This window comes from Streptomyces bluensis (genome assembly GCF_014650715.1).
In the GTDB taxonomy this organism is placed as follows: Bacteria; Actinomycetota; Actinomycetes; order Streptomycetales; family Streptomycetaceae; genus Streptomyces; species Streptomyces bluensis.
Window position 1 is genome coordinate 407,086 of the sequence record NZ_BMVM01000001.1, and the last position, 14,946, is coordinate 422,031.

Genomic DNA, 14,946 nt, shown 5'->3' on the forward strand with positions numbered 1-14,946 from the left:
CATGCGGACGCGGGACGTTCACGCGGCGGGGGTGGCGATCACACGGGCGGTGCGCTGCATACGGAGCGCGTCGACGGACTCGGCGAGCAGCTCGTACTCGGTGGTGTCGTCACTGGTGGCGATGCGGACCAGGTTCCCGGCGGACAACTCCTCGGCCACCAGCTCCTGTTCGGCCGCGTTGCCGGTCCAGGCGCGGAGAACGCCGGGCACGTCGGGGACGCTGTCGGCGACCGGTACGATCGAGTTCGGGGGGTAGGCCGGGTTGCCGGGGTGCGGGTCGAGCCGTTCGGCGATCCATAAGGCGCGGTCGCGCATCCACCACAGGGCCAGGGCCAGGGTGGGCGCGCGGTAGGTTCCCAGGGGGACGCCCACGCGTTGTCCGCCGCATATGCCATATGCGGTGACATGGCACAGGAATTCGTCGTGCACGTTCGCTCCCCCATCGCACCGCTGACTACCCGGTCCGGCACCGAGGCCTTGCACCTAGCTCGTCGTACACATCGGGCGACGCACCGATCGCGCACAGTGGCGCTGAATGTTCATGACGCAATCACCCCTAGGAATCGAGTATCGCGACTCTTGACGCTCTGTCACCATCTCATTCCAGCCAGTCTCTTGGCATATACGTGACAGGCGTTGGCCGAAACCCTGTGGAATATCGGTCCGGAGTGCCCTGACGGGCCTCACCTGAGGCGTAATCGACGCCTCTCCCCACCGCCGGGCACGGTCGGAGCCGGTCGACCGTGCCCGCGAACACCGAGCGTCACGAAATGGCCGTCGCGCTCAGGGCAGCAGCACCAGCCGTCCCCGTACCCCGCCCTCCGCCAGCCGGGTATGGGCCTTCACCGCCTCTTCCAAGGGATACGTCGCGGCGACCCGGGTCGTGAGCACCCCGGCGTCGACCAGCTCCACCAGTTCCCTGAGCTGCGCGCCGTCCGCGGCGACCGCCGCCGCCCGGATCCCCCAGCGGGCTCCGCCCGCGGCTTCACGCCTGCGTACGCGCCCCCGTCCCGCGCCCACTCCAACGCACCGCACAACCGCCGACGGCACCCGCCGCTCCGGTGACCAGCAGGGTCTGACCCGCCCCGAGGTCCAGCAGATCGAGGGCCTGGGCGGCGGTCAAGGCGTTCAGCGGCAGCGTCGCCGCGTGCGCCATGTCCACCGACTCCGGCGCCGCCGCCACCGCGGAGGCGTCCACAGGTGCCCGGCGCACCGAGCGCACCGGAACGGACGATCGCGTCGGCCGGGTTGAGCGCCGCCGCCGCGACCTTGATCCGCACCTGACCGGCGGCCGGTTCCGGAATCTCCGTGGTCACGATCCGCACGGCTGCGGGTCCGCCGAACTCCGTCACCACTGCAGCACGCATCGCCTTTCCCCTCTGCGTGCCGTCTGCGTTGTCACGATTCTTACGGTTTCCGCGCTAATGCACCAATCAGGGTGCGGGGCGTAGCCGTGACCGGCGGTTACGCCCCGCTCCACGTCGGGCCTGGCAGGGCTCAGCCCCGGATGATCCCGTCGATCCTGGCCAGTTCCTCCGGCGCGAAGTCAAGGTTGCGGATGGCCGCCACGCTGTCCTCCAGCTGCTCGGGGCTGCTCGCGCCGATGAGGGCGGAGGTGACACGGCCGCCGCGCAGGACCCAGGCCAGTGCGAGCTGGGCGAGGGACTGACCGCGGGACTTGGCGATGTCGTCCAGAGCCCGCAACTGCTGTACGAGTTCCTCGGTGACCGTGTCCGCGCTGAGGAACGGGCTGTCGCTCGCGGCCCGGGAGCCCTCGGGGATGCCGTTGAGGTAACGGCCGGTCAGGAGGCCCTGTTCGAGGGGCGAGTAGGCGATGGAACCGACCTGGAGCTCGTCGAGTGTGTCGAGGAGGCCGTCCTCGGGGCGGCGGTCGAGCATCGAGTAGCGGGGCTGGTGGATCAGCAACGGGGTGCCCAGCTCGCCCAGGATGCGGGCGGCCTCGCGGGTCTGCTCGGGCGAGTAGTTGGAGACGCCGACGTACAGCGCCTTGCCCTGCTGGACCGCCGAGTGCAGGGCGCCCATGGTCTCCTCAAGCGGAGTGTCCGGGTCGGGGCGGTGCGAGTAGAAGATGTCGACGTAGTCGAGGCCCATGCGGGTCAGGCTCTGGTCGAGTGAGGACAGCAGGTACTTGCGCGAGCCCCATTCGCCGTACGGGCCGGGCCACATCAGGTAGCCGGCCTTGGTGGAGATGACGAGTTCGTCGCGGTACGGCGTGAGGTCGGCCTTCAGGGCCTCGCCGAAGGCGCTCTCCGCGGCGCCGGGCGGCGGGCCGTAGTTGTTGGCCAGGTCGACATGGGTGACGCCCAGATCGAACGCCCGGCGCAGGATGGCGCGCTGGGTGCGCACCGGCCGGTCGGGGCCGAAGTTGTGCCACAGGCCGAGCGACAGCGCGGGGAGCTTCAGGCCGCTGCGTCCGGTGCGCCGGTAGGGCATGTCCGCGTAACGGTCGGGGTGTGCGGTGTACAACGCGTACTCCTGGAAAGCCGGAAAAGCCTGGGACCTGGGAACCTGGAAACTCGGGAACAGAGGGTCTCCACTCTCACCTGCGCACCGGGTGCCGGTCCAACAGGAGAATCGGATCGGATTCAGCGTCTAGGCTTCTCAATCATGGAACTGCGCCACCTCCAGCATTTCGTCGCGGTCGCCGAGGAGCAGCACTTCACCCGGGCGGCAGAGCGGCTGATGGTGTCGCAGTCAGGTCTGTCCGCCTCGATCCGCGCGCTGGAACGGGAGCTCCAGGCGCCGCTCTTCGTGCGCACCACGCGCCGGGTCACGCTCACCGAGGCCGGGAAGGCACTGCTCACCGAGGCGGAGCGCATCCTCGCGCAGGTCGGAGCGGCCCATGACGCCGTCGCGGCGGTGCGTGGGGTGGTGCGCGGCACGCTGTCGCTGGGCACCGAGCAGTGCATCGCGGGAGTGTGCGTGGCCAAGCTGCTGGCCGCGTTCCGCCGGCGCCATCCGGACGTGGAGATCCGGCTGCGGCAGGCCGGCTCGGGGGCGCTGGCGGAGGAGGTCGCCGCCGGGCGCCTGGCGCTGGCGTTCGCTGTCACGACCCGCGCCGACACCCCGCAACTCCGCTGCCTCCCGCTGGCCAGTGAGCCGATGACCGTGCTGTGCCACCCCGCGCACCGGCTGGCGGGCGAGGGCGCGGTCACGCCGGAGGACCTCGGCGGCGAGGCCTTCGTCGACTTCCACCCCGACTGGGGTCCGCGTCGCACCACCGACGCCGCCTTCTCCGCCGCGGGAGTGCACCGGATGGTCACCCTTGAGGTCAACGATGTGCACAGCCTCCTCGACCTCGTTCAGGAGGGCCTCGGTATCGCCGTCGTCCCCCGGCACTTCAGCCACAAACGCGAGGCGTCGGCCCTCGCCGCGCTCCCGTTGAAGGGCGCCGGGGAGACGTCGTACGACACCGTCGCGATGCTCCCGCCTCCGGAGGCCACCAGCCCTGCGGCCCGGGCGCTGGTGCGGCTGCTGGACGACCCGGCGGTGGGGTCCGGCCAGGGCCTGTCGAGGGCCTAACGCGGGGGCGGTGCCACATACAGGTCGATGTGGTCGTACCGGTGGACGGGCCAGGTGCGGGCGTACCCGGGCGGGGCCGACCCCGGCAGGGTGAGCACGGCGAACGGGATGCGCCGGGCGGTGCGCAGGAGCTCCGCCGGGGTGATGTTGGCGTTGTTGCCCTCGGTGAAGGCGGAGGAGCACCCGGCGTAGAAGCCGATCGGGAGGGCCTGATGGCCGGTCACCAGGCAGGGCTGCCGCACTCCGAGGCGGTGCAGTTCGTCGGCGGTGTGCGCCCAGTCGCGGCGGCCCGCGTCGGTGCGGTTCGCGGTGTGGGTCAGCACCGCGAGCTGCGCCGCCAGATGTCCGGCCAGGCCCAGCGCCACCAGTGCCACGGCGACCGGCCGCCACCTCCCGCTCGACGCCGCCACCAGGTGCACGAGCCCGTCGGCGACCGGGATCGCGAGCAGCGCGTAGGCCGGGAGCAGGAAGCGTGGTGCCGCATAGCCGATCATGAACAGGTACGGGACGGCTGCCGTGGTGGCGCAGGCCACCAGGACCAGCGTGGGTGCGGCGCGCCGCGCCCTGATCGCGACCAGCGTCCCGAGTGCGGCGAACAACGGGAGGGCGTACCACCAGGCGGCCACCGCGAGGTGGGCCGGCGGTCCGGTGCACGGGCGGCAGAGGGTGCGGCCGTCCAGGCTGCGCAGCTGGTCGTCGACGGCGATGTTCCAGCCGAGTCCGCCCTGGATCCTGGAGGCGTCGGCCAGCCGCTGGCCGAGTCCGCCGAAGCTGACGTAGGCCTCGATCACCCAGGGCGCCGCGCCCGCGACAAGCCCCGCCAGGAGGGCCGCCGACAGCCGGGGGCGCCGCAGCCACACCGAGAGGGCCAGCAGCGGCAGGGTCACCCAGACCGCGTCGGTGGGCCGCATCAACGCGATCAGTGCCGCGCTGGCGGCCATGCCCCACGGCGCCCACCGGTCGGCGCGGTCGCGCCGGGCGCGTACGAAACAGCCGGCGCAGGCCAGGGCGCCGACCGCCACCCAGTAGTTGGGCATGGCCTGCGGGCCGTAGTAGAGCGTCACCCACAGTGTGGCGAAGAGCGCGCCGCCGAAGGCGATCACCCGAACCGGGAACACTCCTCGCCAGGCGCGCAGCGCCAGGAACAGGCCCAGTCCCGACAGCAGGGCCAGGTAGATGCGCAGCAGCTCGGTGGACGACGACCACGCGGCGATGGGTGCGACCAGCAGCGAGACGCCCCGCGAGCGCGGTGCGCTGAAGAACGCCGCCGGGGCGTGGGAGCTGACCTGGCTGACGTACACCGTCTCGTCCCAGCCGAGTCCCATCCCCAGGGGTACGAGGACGAGCTGGGCCAGAGTGAAGACGGCCGCCACCGCCAGGAGCCAGACGTCGCCACGCGCACGCCATGACCCGCGGGCGACCGCGGGCGGGCCGGGTTGTGCCGTACCTACCAGTGTGGCGTTCGGGCTGTCGGCCATCGTCCACCTTCGTCCATCTCCACCCAGCAAGCGGACATATAGTGACAAGGTATCCAGGTCACTTGATAGGTGTGATCCCGAGGTGGTCCATCCGGCGGACCGGCCCGCTGAGGTACCTGGGGTACCTCAGCCGGTCAGGTGCTGGACGGCCTTGAGCGCCTCCCCCGCACCGTCCTCCGTCGCCATGCGCTGGGCGACCGTCGCGGCGGCCCGTGCGTAGGTCTGCCGCCCTGTGACGTGGCCGAGGGCGTCGGCGAGCCGTTCGGCGGTGAGGGATGCGAAGGGGATCGGGGCGGGCCCGGCGCCCAGTGCGGCCAGGCGTGCCGCCCAGAACGGCTGGTCGGCCGTCACCGGCACCGCGACCGCGGGCACCCCGGCGCGCAGGGCCGCAGCGGTGGTGCCCGCCCCGGCGTGGTGGACGACGGCGGCCAGTCTCGGAAACAGCAGCTCGTGCGGAACGTCGCCGACGGTGAGGACGTCGTCGCCGACGGCCGCGAGCCCCGCACTGCCGGACTGGAGGATGCCGCGCAGCCCGGCACGCCGCAGTGCCCGTACGGCGATGTCGCTCAACCGCTCGCCCTCGCCGCCCGCCATGCTGCCGAAGCCGATGAGCACCGGCCGGGGCCCGGCCCGCAGGAAGCCCTCCAGATCCGCCGGGAGCCGTGCGGCCGGGTCCAGACGCGGCCACCAGGTGCCCACGACGTCGAGACCGGTACGCCAGTCGGAGGGACGCGGCACGAGTGCGGTGCTGAAGCCGTGCAGGACGGGCCATCCGGCCCGCTCCTGCCGCCGGCGCATCGCGGAGGCGGTGAGGGAGGGCAGATCCAGGCGGCGGCGCAGGTCGGCGACAGCTCGCCCGTAGACCCGGTCGGCCATACGGAGCGCGAAGCGCCCGGCCGTACGGTTGCCGAGACGGCCCAGTGAACGGGTGCCCATGACGACGGGCGGGAAGTCGCCCGTCGGTGCGGTGGGTTGAAGATACGCACCGAGGCCGGGGATGCCGGTGGCCTCGCTGACGTGCCAGCCGAGCGGAGCCGTGGTGGTGGACAGCAGGAGCAGATCCGCGCCCTGCGCCACCGCGTCGGCGAAACCCTGGCCCAGCTCGGTGACGAAGGCGGCCGCGGTGCGCATGAGGCCGCGTCGGTCGGTCGCCTCGCCGTGGGCAGTTGGGTGAGCCGGCAGGTGCCGGAACTCCAGACCGGCGTTCCGCACGAGCGGCGCGAAGGCGTCCGTCGTGGCGACGGCGACGTCGTGCCCGGCCCGCCGCAGTTCGGCACCGAGTCCGGTGTACGGGGCGACGTCGCCGCGCGAACCGGCGGCGGCGATCAGGATTCTCATCGGTCCTCCACGGGGGCCGGGTGGGTTCGGCGGTCGGCGTTCGCGTGGACCGCCTTGCACAGATAGGCGGCGAGGCCCGGCCGTTGCTGCGACGGCGGTACGACGAGGGCGAACGCCCGGGGGTCGGCGGCGAAGTCGTCGGCGATCCGCCGGTGCATGTCGGGCGGGCAGGAGGTGAACCACCGTGTGATGTGCCGGCGGTGCTCCTCGGCGAGATCCATGGCGCGCTCACCGTCGCTCGGCTCATCGGCGTCGAACGCCGTCAGCAGTTCTCCGCGCCAGGCGGCGGCCTCGGCCATGAGCTGCCGCCAGTCCTCCTTGGTGTGGCCGGCCGCACGCGCCATCGCCTCCCGCTGTCCTGCCGAGTCCGCCCACTTCAGCTGCGCCTCGGTGGCGTAGCTGAGGTCGAAGGTGATCTCGCCGAAGACGTCGAAGCGTTCCTGGGGCGTGAGGGACACCCCGGTCTGCTGGACCTCGATGGCCCGCTGCGCCACCTCGGCCAGCCGCTGGAGGCGAGCGATCTCCTCGGTCAACTCTCGCTGCCGGGAGCGGAGATGCTCCAGGGCGTTCGCCTGCGGGTCCCTGAGGATGGCGGTGATCTCGTCGAGGGAGAAGCCGAGTTCGCGATAGAAGAGGATCTGCTGGAGGCGGGTCAGATCGGCCTCGGAGTACAGCCGGTAGCCGGAGTGGCTGCGGCCACTGGGCGACAGCAGCCCCGCCCTGTCGTAGTGGTGCAACGTCCGCACCGTCACCCCGGCGAAGGCCGCGACCTGCCCCACGGAGTAGTTCATGCACCTGCCCTTTCGTCGGCGTACAGCTTTGAGCCTGACGTAAGGGGAGGGTCAACTCCTCAGGGTGCCGGCTTCTGGGGCGCTGTGGTCTCCCGAGCCGGTCGGACGTGCGTCCGGGGGAGTTGGGAGCCCCGGACGCACACCGGACACCTCTCAGCAGATGCTCTGGCTGCTGTTGACCAGCCGGTTGTTGCGGAACGTCGTGTTCTCGCCGCAGGGGCTCTCGCGGATGGCCGAGTTGGTCACGGTCAGGTTCTGGATGGTGATGTCGCGGTTGTTCGGGAACTCCGACCGCGCCGCGAGCCGGATCTCCCCGCCGCCCGACACACTGCCGCTCTGCGCGGCGATGTTCACGTTGTAGCAGTTCTCGATGAGGATCGCGTTGTTGCCGGTGTCGGAGAGCGTCACGCGGTCGATGACGGCGCCACCGCTCTCGGAGACACAGAAGACACCGCGTCCGCCGCCGCGCGCGACGACCTCGCCCACGCGAACGTTGGTGGGATAGCCGCTGCCCACCCGGCCGTTGCGGTTGGCCATGCGGAAGGCGGCGTACCCGGTGCCGGCGCCCGCGCCGTCCGCGTCGACCTTGGTGACGGTGGCGTTGATGGTCTGGTTGAGCAGGAGGCCGGACTCGCCGACGTTGCGAGCGGTGACGGTGCCGATGGTGATGCCGTCCACGCCGTACGTCTCGACCGCGTGACTGCTCGCACCGGAGACATACACGTTGTCGATCCGGACGTTCCGCGTCCACTGGCTGGTGTCGCCACGGTTGTCGATGCGGACGCCGAGACCCCCCGACAGACGCATGTCGATCTGCCCGAGGACCACGTTCTGGACGTTGCGCATGAAGACGCCGTAGAGCGGGGTGCCGGTGAGGTTCAGGTGCTGGACCTCGATGTCCCGGGCGCCGCGTGCGTAGACCGGGGCCTGGTCGCCGGAGCCCGATCCGGTGACGTTGATCGTGCCGCACACGTCGAGCACGGTGTAGCTGGGCAGGGAGACCCGGGAGCCCGCGGCGATGGAGCCCGAGCCGCGGACGACGACCCGTTCCTTCGAAGTCCGGCCCGATGTCAGGCTGTTCACGGCCGCCTGCATCGCGGCGCGCATGTCGCTGCCGGTGTACACGACGCTGCTGCCGCGCCGGGCGGTCCAGGTGCTGCCGCTCAGCACCGCCTCCGCCTGGTACGAGCCGTCACCGCACGCGGCAGCCACCTGCCGCGGGGCCGTGGCGGCGACCGGTTCCGTGGTCACGGGGGCTGTTCCCGGTGCCGCGTTCGCGGGGGCCGTCAGCACGGCGGCGCCGGTGAGCAGGGCGGTGGCGCAGGCGGCGGTGACCGCGGCGCGCCTGGTGCGGGTGGGTCGGTCCGTCGCGCTCGGGTCAGTGAGGTGAGCTGCGGCTCTGCGTCCCATCTCGTCTTCTCCTATGGGGGGTGAGGGGGGATACGCCCGCTGCCTTCTGCGTTCCCTCGGTCCCGTCGAAACGGATTCGACTGAATCGATTCACACGGCGGCGTACGTGACCTGCGGCAACACGGCTCGACGGGGCGCCAGGACGTACGACGAAGAGACAGCAAGCGATTTCTATGGCGGGCGGCGAGTGTGGCAACGGCCTTGCCGGGGCGTCAAGTTACGCGACCGAACTCCTCGGTCGCGACGCCGGGCCCGCTCGTCAGCCGCCGCCTCCCCAGCCTCCGCCTCCCCAGCCTCCGCTTCCCTGCCCGTAGCCCGAGCCGTAGGAGCCGTATCCATAGGGCCAGCAGTAGTAGGGCCTGCACGGGTTCGAGGTCGGGTACGGCGGATACGGCGTGGAGTGCGTCGGGCCAGGGGCCGGGGACGCCCCGGAAGGGCGGGACTCCGGGGTCGGTGACGGCGTGGGGGGAGATGCCGGACTGGCTGGTTTCGGCGCCGCCGTCGAGCCGTCCGTCACCCGGGACACCGACTCGACCTGCAGGGAATCGACCGAATTGTCGATGACCCACTGCTGTGACGCGTTGTCGTCCGTGAACTCCTTCAGGACCAGGCCGGCTCCCTCCTCGGCCGAGGACGGCGTCAGTGTGAGTCCCAGACCGCCTCGGGGCAGCAGGCCGCCGTCGAGGGTGAGGTCGTAGCGGACATGGCCCTGGAGTGCGGGGTCCCCGCAGGAGCCGAGCCGGGCGGAGGGACCGGGACGGGAGTCGAGGCACAGCTCGGTGTCCGCCAGACTGCGCAGCAACCCGCCGGTGCCGTACGACCACTGCTGCCGCACCGACGAGGTGCACAGGGTGAGCACGACCTGCGCGCCCGCCGCCGCCTTCATGCCGTGGACACCGGCACAGAGCCCGTTGTCGGCATTGCGCAGACGGCCGTCCAGCGGGCCGCTCACCAGGACACCCGCCCCGATACCGGACGGCTGCGTGCCCGGCGTCCGCGCCGTGGACGTGGCCACGCCGGAAGGGGGACGGGACACCGGTTCACTTCCGCCCGCCGAGGTCAGGGTCAGCGAGGCCAGTACGCATCCGGTCACCACCAGGACGGTGAGCGCCACCTGCTGACGTCGTGTCAGGCGCTGCGGCCCGACACCGCGCACCACGTCAGCCATCAGTGAGCGGACGACACCGAGGGACCCTGTGCGCACCGCGTGACGAGGACCGGTCGACGGGGCGGCCCGCCCGGTCCGCGCGGCCGGAGGGCAACCGTCGCCCAGGCCGACCGGTCCGGCCGGAGGATGCGGGACATGACCGGCCGCGCCGGCCGGCCCGGCGGGCCCGTCAGGGGCACCCCCCGACGCCATCACCCCGCCCTCGGCCACCCACGAGTCCACGTCCCCTGCCGCTCTCGCGGTTTCCCTCGCCCGCCCCGGACGGGAGTCGAGGTAGGCCCGCGCGCCCCAGCCCAGCACGGCCTCGGCCAGCAGGACGGCCGGACGGTCGCCGCCGTGGTCCAACTGCTCGGCGCCGTAACGGCAGTGCTGGCAGCCCGCCACGTGCTGCCGCAGGTCAGGGTCCAGTCCCAGGTCGCCGCGTCTGAGCGACACGTCCAGCAGACGGCTGAAGCGACGGCACTCCTCGCCGGGGGCGGTCTCGTGGTGCGCCCGTATGCAGGCGTCACGCAGCAGCGCCCGTGCCTGCGTCGCCTTCACGGCGGCGTCCTCAGGGGTGATCCCGAGGAGGGCGGCCGGTACGGCGAGGTCCTCCGCCTCGACCTCGGCGTGCCACAGGATGCAGCGGGCGCGCTCCGGGAGCCCGTGGAAGGCACGGAAGACGAGTTTCCGGTCGTCCGCGGGGAGAAGCCGTGCGGGGAGAAGGCGTGCCGCGGCGCGGCCGGTGGCCTCCGGATCGGATCCCAGTCCCGGGTGGAGCATCGTCCGCCGGCTGCCGGTGGCCCATTCTTCCGCGATACGGCGCACCGTGACCAGCAGATGCGGCCGCCATGCGGCGGTCGGACCCGACCGCCGAAGTGATTCGCCGAATACTCTCGTGAATGCCGCGGCGGTGAGCGTCTCCGCGTGTTGCGAGCCGCTGGTGCACTGGGTCGCGTACGAGAAGACCGCGGCCCGGTGCCGGGCCATCAGTTCTCCGACGGGTTGGTGCGCGGACCACCCGCCGACACACCTCTTCAGTTCGGCTGCCAGTTCTTCGTCCATCACACCGAACGGCCGAGCTGGACCCGGGGAATTCGAAAGGGTCGCGTCATTCACGTCCGATGTCCTCCGGGCTGTGTGCATACAGCACTCGGGCGCTGCTGTTCTGTGCACCGACGGGCGCCACCTTTACACAGAGCGTGGTCCCGCAACAAGTGATCTCCGGTGATCGCCGCTTTTCCAGGTCCGAAGTCCCGTCAGCACATTGCCTGTTCACGCGACCACAGACGGGGAGAATTCAAGGAGATTCGATGGCGGCAAGGTCGGATGCGATGAAGCCGAAGCCGAGTTACCTGAAGTAAGTTCGGATTTGAAAGCGGCGAATAGGTGACCACCCGGCGGAATCAGCGATTCAGCCCACAAAGAAACGCATCCGTGACTTCGGAGGCGAAGCCTCCCCTCGTGCGAGAGGCTGGATGCCATGCACTCCAAAGACGTTCTCACCGACGCATTCGGCCGCATCAGCGAAGAGGTCCACGCCGTCGTCGAGGGCCTCTCCCCCGACGACCTCAACACCCCGCCCCAGGACGGCGCCAATTCCGTTTCCTGGCTGGTCTGGCACCTGACGCGCGTCCAGGACGACCACGTGGCGGGCGTGGCCGGCCAGGAACAGGTGTGGCTGGCGGATGGCTGGGCGGACCGCTTCGGTCTGGGACTGCCCGCCCACGACACGGGATACGGGCACACTCCCAGGAAGGCCGCCCGGGTGCGGGTGGACTCGGGCGACCTGCTGCTGGGCTATCACGACGCGGTGCACGAGCGGACGCTGGCCTTCGTGGCCGGGCTCCACGTCAAGGACCTGGACCGGATCGTGGACGAGAGCTGGACCCCCGCCGTCACCCTCGGCGTCCGGCTGGTCAGCGTCCTGGCCGACGACCTCCAGCATGTCGGGCAGGCCGCGTACGTACGAGGCCTGCTTCAGCGCGCGGACTCGTAGCCGGGCAGTACCACGTCCCGGGTGAGGGTGCCTCGCTCGCCGAAGGGAGTGAAGGGGACGCTCTCGCGGCGCGGGAACTCGAAGGCCGCCAGGTGGTCGGCGGGCGGATAGCCGTCCTCGGCACGCGCACCGGGCTGCCCGCCGACGCCGTCAGGGCCATTCCCGCGGGGCCGCCATCGAGATGGACGTGCAGCACCGCCTTGGGGGACGTGATCGGATCGCTCGGGTGCCGGTGACGGGTACTGGGAGACGGCGAGACCAGGCGTCCCTGGAGCTACTCGGAAGGCTGGAGCAGGTCCCAGCTGTTCCCGTACAGATCCTGGAAGACGGCCACGGTGCCGTACGGCTCGTGGCGAGGCTCCTCCAGGAACCTCACGCCCGCCGCGCGCATGCGCGTGTGGTCGCGGGCGAAGTCGTCGGTGTGCAGGAAGAAGCCCACGCGTCCGCCGGTCTGGTCGCCGACCCGGGCGCGCTGCGCCCCGTCCTTGGCCCGGGCCAGCAGCAGTGCGCTGCCGTGCCCTTCGGTGCCCGGCTCGACGACGACCCACCGCGACCCGTCGGGCCGTGGCGCGTCCTCGACGAGCCGGAACCCGAGCGCCTCCGTGTAGAAGCGGATCGCCTCGTCGTAGTCGTCGACGACGAGGGTGACCAAAGCGATGCGTCTCATGGGCCTCTCGCGTGCATGCAGGGGTGAAGGTCGGACGTTATACGTAACATGCAGGGTACGACAGGGCCAGCGGCGAGCCGTACGCCCACGCGGCCCGTGCGGGGCTCGTCTGCGAGGTCAGCGACGGAGTCGCGCACGGGCCGCGAGCGTCTACTCGTCCCTCTTACGGATACACGTACGTGTTCAGGGTGGCCACCGCCGACGCCGCGTTGCCCAGGTTGTAGTGGTCGACGGCCAGGAAGTTGGGCTTCTTGCGGGCGGCCGGCTGACAGAACCGCTGGGCGCGGTCGGCGAGTTTGGTGTTGTCCGTGGAGGCCGTGGAGGTGACCGCGACGTCACGGAAGTGGTTCATGACGAACAGGGGGCGGAAGCGGGACTCGGTGCGGGTCAGGGGGATGTTCGTGTTCGCGTCGTACCAGCGGCTGTAGCAGGACCAGTCGGAGGAGCCGACGCCCGAGCCCATGGACCAGTAGTTCTCGACCGTCCACTCGCGCTGGTACATGACGCCGAAGGTGTCCCGGGTGAGTCCGGCGGACTGGTCGGCGGAGCGGCTGTGGTCGCTGAGGATCAGCAGCCGGTCGTTGGCCGCGATCAGGTCGGCCATCTTCGGCCAGCCGTTCTGCTGTACGCCGGTCTGGTCGGGCCGGTAGAGGACGTCGGAGAGCCCGCTGACGCGGGCGAGTTCGCCGCGCAGCACGCCCGGGTCGACGTAGTCCTCCAGGAGGACGGCTACGAACTCGTCGGGGTTCTGCTTGAGGAAGTCCACAATGCGCTGGATGTCGACCCACAGGGCGACGGGGCTGCTGACGAGGGTGCAGCTGTTGTGGCAGAGGATGGCGCCGTCGGAGGTCTGGTGGATGTCGAGCATGAACCCCCGTACACCGTCGGCCAGTTGCTGGTTGATGCCGCGGGACTGGTTCGGCGCCAGGTTCACGAAGGGCGGGGCGAAGCCGCCGTCGACGCCGTTGGCGTAGGCGTTGTGGGAGGTGAGGAACGTGACCTGGTCCAGGGTGCGCTGGTTCTGGGGCGGCATGGGGCTGGTCGCCGGGGTGACGGGAGTGAGGTACCAGGCGGCGAGGCCGCTCGACGTGCCGACGGCCAGCTGGGCGGGGTAGTTGGAGCCGGACGGCTTCGCGCCGACGGTCAGGTAGCGCTCGGCGCCGGGGACCTTCAGCCGGTACTGGTCGGCACCGAGTTCCGTGACGTCCCACGCGGCGTCACCGCTCGTACAGGCGACGGTGCGCGCCTGGTCGCCGGAGCGGCCGAGGCAGCTGCCCGCGGTGTCGGTGCTCTCCAGGACGTACGAGGATCCGCTCGCCCTGAGCGTCCACTGCTGGTGGTCCTCGTTGCCCTTGGGCCGGCGCTGCTCCACCGCTCCGGCGTTGTGGGCGGCGTTGAGTCCGGTGGTGACGCTCTGCACGTAGTAGGCGCCGGGGGCCGGGACCGCCGCGGAGGCGGTGGGTGAGGGGGCGACGACCGCCGCGGCGAGCGCGGCGGTCGTGGTGAGCAGGGCGGTGCGGGGGGTTGGCATCTCGGTGCCCTTCATCGGGTCGGCCGGTGGATGATCAGGTGCATGACATCATGGGCCGCCGTGCGACGTCAGCAGTAGAGGTTGCCGCCGGGTGAAGTCCCGAGGATCTGTACGAACCGCTGGTAGTTGTCCACACGGCTCTGCACCTGCGCGGGGTTCTTTCCGTCGCACTCCAGGGAGCCGTTGATGCTGCGGATCGTCTGGCCGAAGCCCGCGCCGTTCACCATCGCGTTGTGGCCGGTCATGGTGCCGGGTCCGGTCTGCGTGTTCCAGTACCAGAGGGCGGTCTTCCAGGCGACGGCCGCGTCGTTCTGCACCAGCCACGGGTTGCCCAGGAGGTTGAGGCCGAGCGCGTCACCGGCGGCCTTGTAGTTGAAGTTCCAGCTGAGCTGGATGGGGCCGCGCCCGTAGTAGGCGGCCTGGCCGGCCGGGCAGCCGTAGGGCTGGTTCCAGTCGCAGTAGGTGGGGTAGTTGGAGGTGTTCTGCTCCACGATGTGCACCAGGCCGCCCGTCTCGTGGCTGACGTTGGCAAGGAAGGCGGCCGCCTCCTGCCTCTTGACGGTGTCGCTGCCGGTGTTGGCGAAGGCCGGGTAGGCGCTCATGGCCGTGACGAGGCCGCTGTACGTGTAGAAGGAGTTCCGGTTCGGGAACATCTGGTTGAACTGGGCCTCGCTGACGACGAAGGCCGCGGGGTTCCCGGGACCGCTGTCACACGCGTACGGCTCCCAGTACCAGGTGCTGATCGTGGGGTCGTACCCGGGGTTGTCGTGCTCGGCGATGTACGCCTTGCCGTCGGTGTAGCGGACGATGTCGCCGGTGACGTACGCCTTGCCGGCCACCCAGCTCGGGTAGCTCGAACAGGGCGCGGCGGACGCGCTCTGGGCGGGCAGGAGGACCGGCGTGGCGGCTGCGATGACGAGTGCGGTCAGGACCGAGGAGATGCGGCGTCTCAACACGGGATCAACTCCTTTGGGGGACACGGCCGCACCCGTCGCAGGACAGGCTGGAGCAGGCCCTCGTGCACCCGCGCCGGGGACCGGTC

General features: G+C 70.9%; 12 protein-coding genes and 1 pseudogene. 2 read left to right on the plus strand and 11 right to left on the minus strand.

Annotated elements, in window-relative coordinates:
* Positions 1-18 precede the first annotated feature (18 nt).
* The 3 genes and pseudogenes from IE262_RS01940 to mgrA all read right to left on the minus strand — a co-directional run bounded on the left by IE262_RS01940 (position 19) and on the right by mgrA (position 2,487).
* Positions 19-429: a hypothetical protein gene (locus tag IE262_RS01940; protein WP_134039281.1), complete on the minus strand. Its 411-nt coding sequence runs from the start codon at positions 427-429 to the stop codon at positions 19-21.
* A 354-nt stretch (positions 430-783) separates the two neighbouring features.
* A pseudogene (locus IE262_RS01945) lies at positions 784-1,367 on the minus strand (zinc-binding dehydrogenase).
* Between the two features lie 130 nt (positions 1,368-1,497).
* Positions 1,498-2,487: an L-glyceraldehyde 3-phosphate reductase gene (gene mgrA / locus IE262_RS01950; RefSeq protein ID WP_189870766.1), complete on the minus strand. Its 990-nt coding sequence runs from the start codon at positions 2,485-2,487 to the stop codon at positions 1,498-1,500.
* A 141-nt stretch (positions 2,488-2,628) separates the two neighbouring features.
* Between mgrA and IE262_RS01955 the strand changes: the two genes are divergently transcribed.
* The gene (locus IE262_RS01955) at positions 2,629-3,543 is read left to right on the plus strand and encodes a LysR family transcriptional regulator (protein ID WP_134039279.1); all 915 of its coding nucleotides are present in this window, start codon (positions 2,629-2,631) and stop codon (positions 3,541-3,543) included.
* Here the strand turns inward: IE262_RS01955 and IE262_RS01960 are convergent.
* From IE262_RS01960 to IE262_RS01980, 5 genes are all read right to left on the minus strand, one after another.
* On the minus strand, positions 3,540-5,021 hold the full coding sequence (locus IE262_RS01960) for a hypothetical protein (protein WP_189870768.1): 1,482 nt from the start codon (positions 5,019-5,021) through the stop codon (positions 3,540-3,542). The two genes, IE262_RS01955 and IE262_RS01960, sit on opposite strands and share 4 nt — an antisense overlap.
* A gap of 126 nt (positions 5,022-5,147) precedes the next feature.
* The gene (locus IE262_RS01965) at positions 5,148-6,359 is read right to left on the minus strand and encodes a glycosyltransferase (protein WP_189870769.1); all 1,212 of its coding nucleotides are present in this window, start codon (positions 6,357-6,359) and stop codon (positions 5,148-5,150) included.
* Complete coding sequence (locus IE262_RS01970; protein ID WP_189870771.1) at positions 6,356-7,150, minus strand: MerR family transcriptional regulator; 795 nt, start codon at positions 7,148-7,150, stop codon at positions 6,356-6,358. The genes IE262_RS01965 and IE262_RS01970 overlap by 4 nt, the downstream gene beginning before the upstream one ends.
* Positions 7,151-7,303: 153 nt before the next feature.
* Positions 7,304-8,560 carry a hypothetical protein gene (locus IE262_RS01975; protein ID WP_189870773.1) on the minus strand — a complete coding sequence of 419 codons (1,257 nt, stop codon included), beginning with the start codon at positions 8,558-8,560 and terminating at the stop codon, positions 7,304-7,306.
* Between the two features lie 259 nt (positions 8,561-8,819).
* Complete coding sequence (locus IE262_RS01980) at positions 8,820-10,697, minus strand: ricin-type beta-trefoil lectin domain protein (RefSeq protein WP_229877052.1); 1,878 nt, start codon at positions 10,695-10,697, stop codon at positions 8,820-8,822.
* 493 nt (positions 10,698-11,190) lie between these two features.
* Here IE262_RS01980 and IE262_RS01985 point away from each other — a divergent pair, with 493 nt between their 5' ends.
* Complete coding sequence (locus IE262_RS01985) at positions 11,191-11,706, plus strand: mycothiol transferase (RefSeq protein WP_134039273.1); 516 nt, start codon at positions 11,191-11,193, stop codon at positions 11,704-11,706.
* 274 nt (positions 11,707-11,980) lie between these two features.
* Here the strand turns inward: IE262_RS01985 and IE262_RS01990 are convergent, their stop codons facing one another.
* From IE262_RS01990 to IE262_RS02000, 3 genes are all read right to left on the minus strand, one after another.
* The gene (locus IE262_RS01990) at positions 11,981-12,373 is read right to left on the minus strand and encodes a VOC family protein (protein ID WP_189870777.1); all 393 of its coding nucleotides are present in this window, start codon (positions 12,371-12,373) and stop codon (positions 11,981-11,983) included.
* 163 nt (positions 12,374-12,536) lie between these two features.
* A complete protein-coding gene (locus tag IE262_RS01995) occupies positions 12,537-13,904 on the minus strand; it encodes a PI-PLC domain-containing protein (RefSeq protein ID WP_189870779.1) in 1,368 nt (455 codons plus the stop codon).
* A gap of 68 nt (positions 13,905-13,972) precedes the next feature.
* Positions 13,973-14,860, minus strand: coding sequence for a glycoside hydrolase family 19 protein (locus tag IE262_RS02000; protein WP_134039270.1), 888 nt, complete (start codon positions 14,858-14,860; stop codon positions 13,973-13,975).
* Positions 14,861-14,946 lie beyond the last annotated feature (86 nt).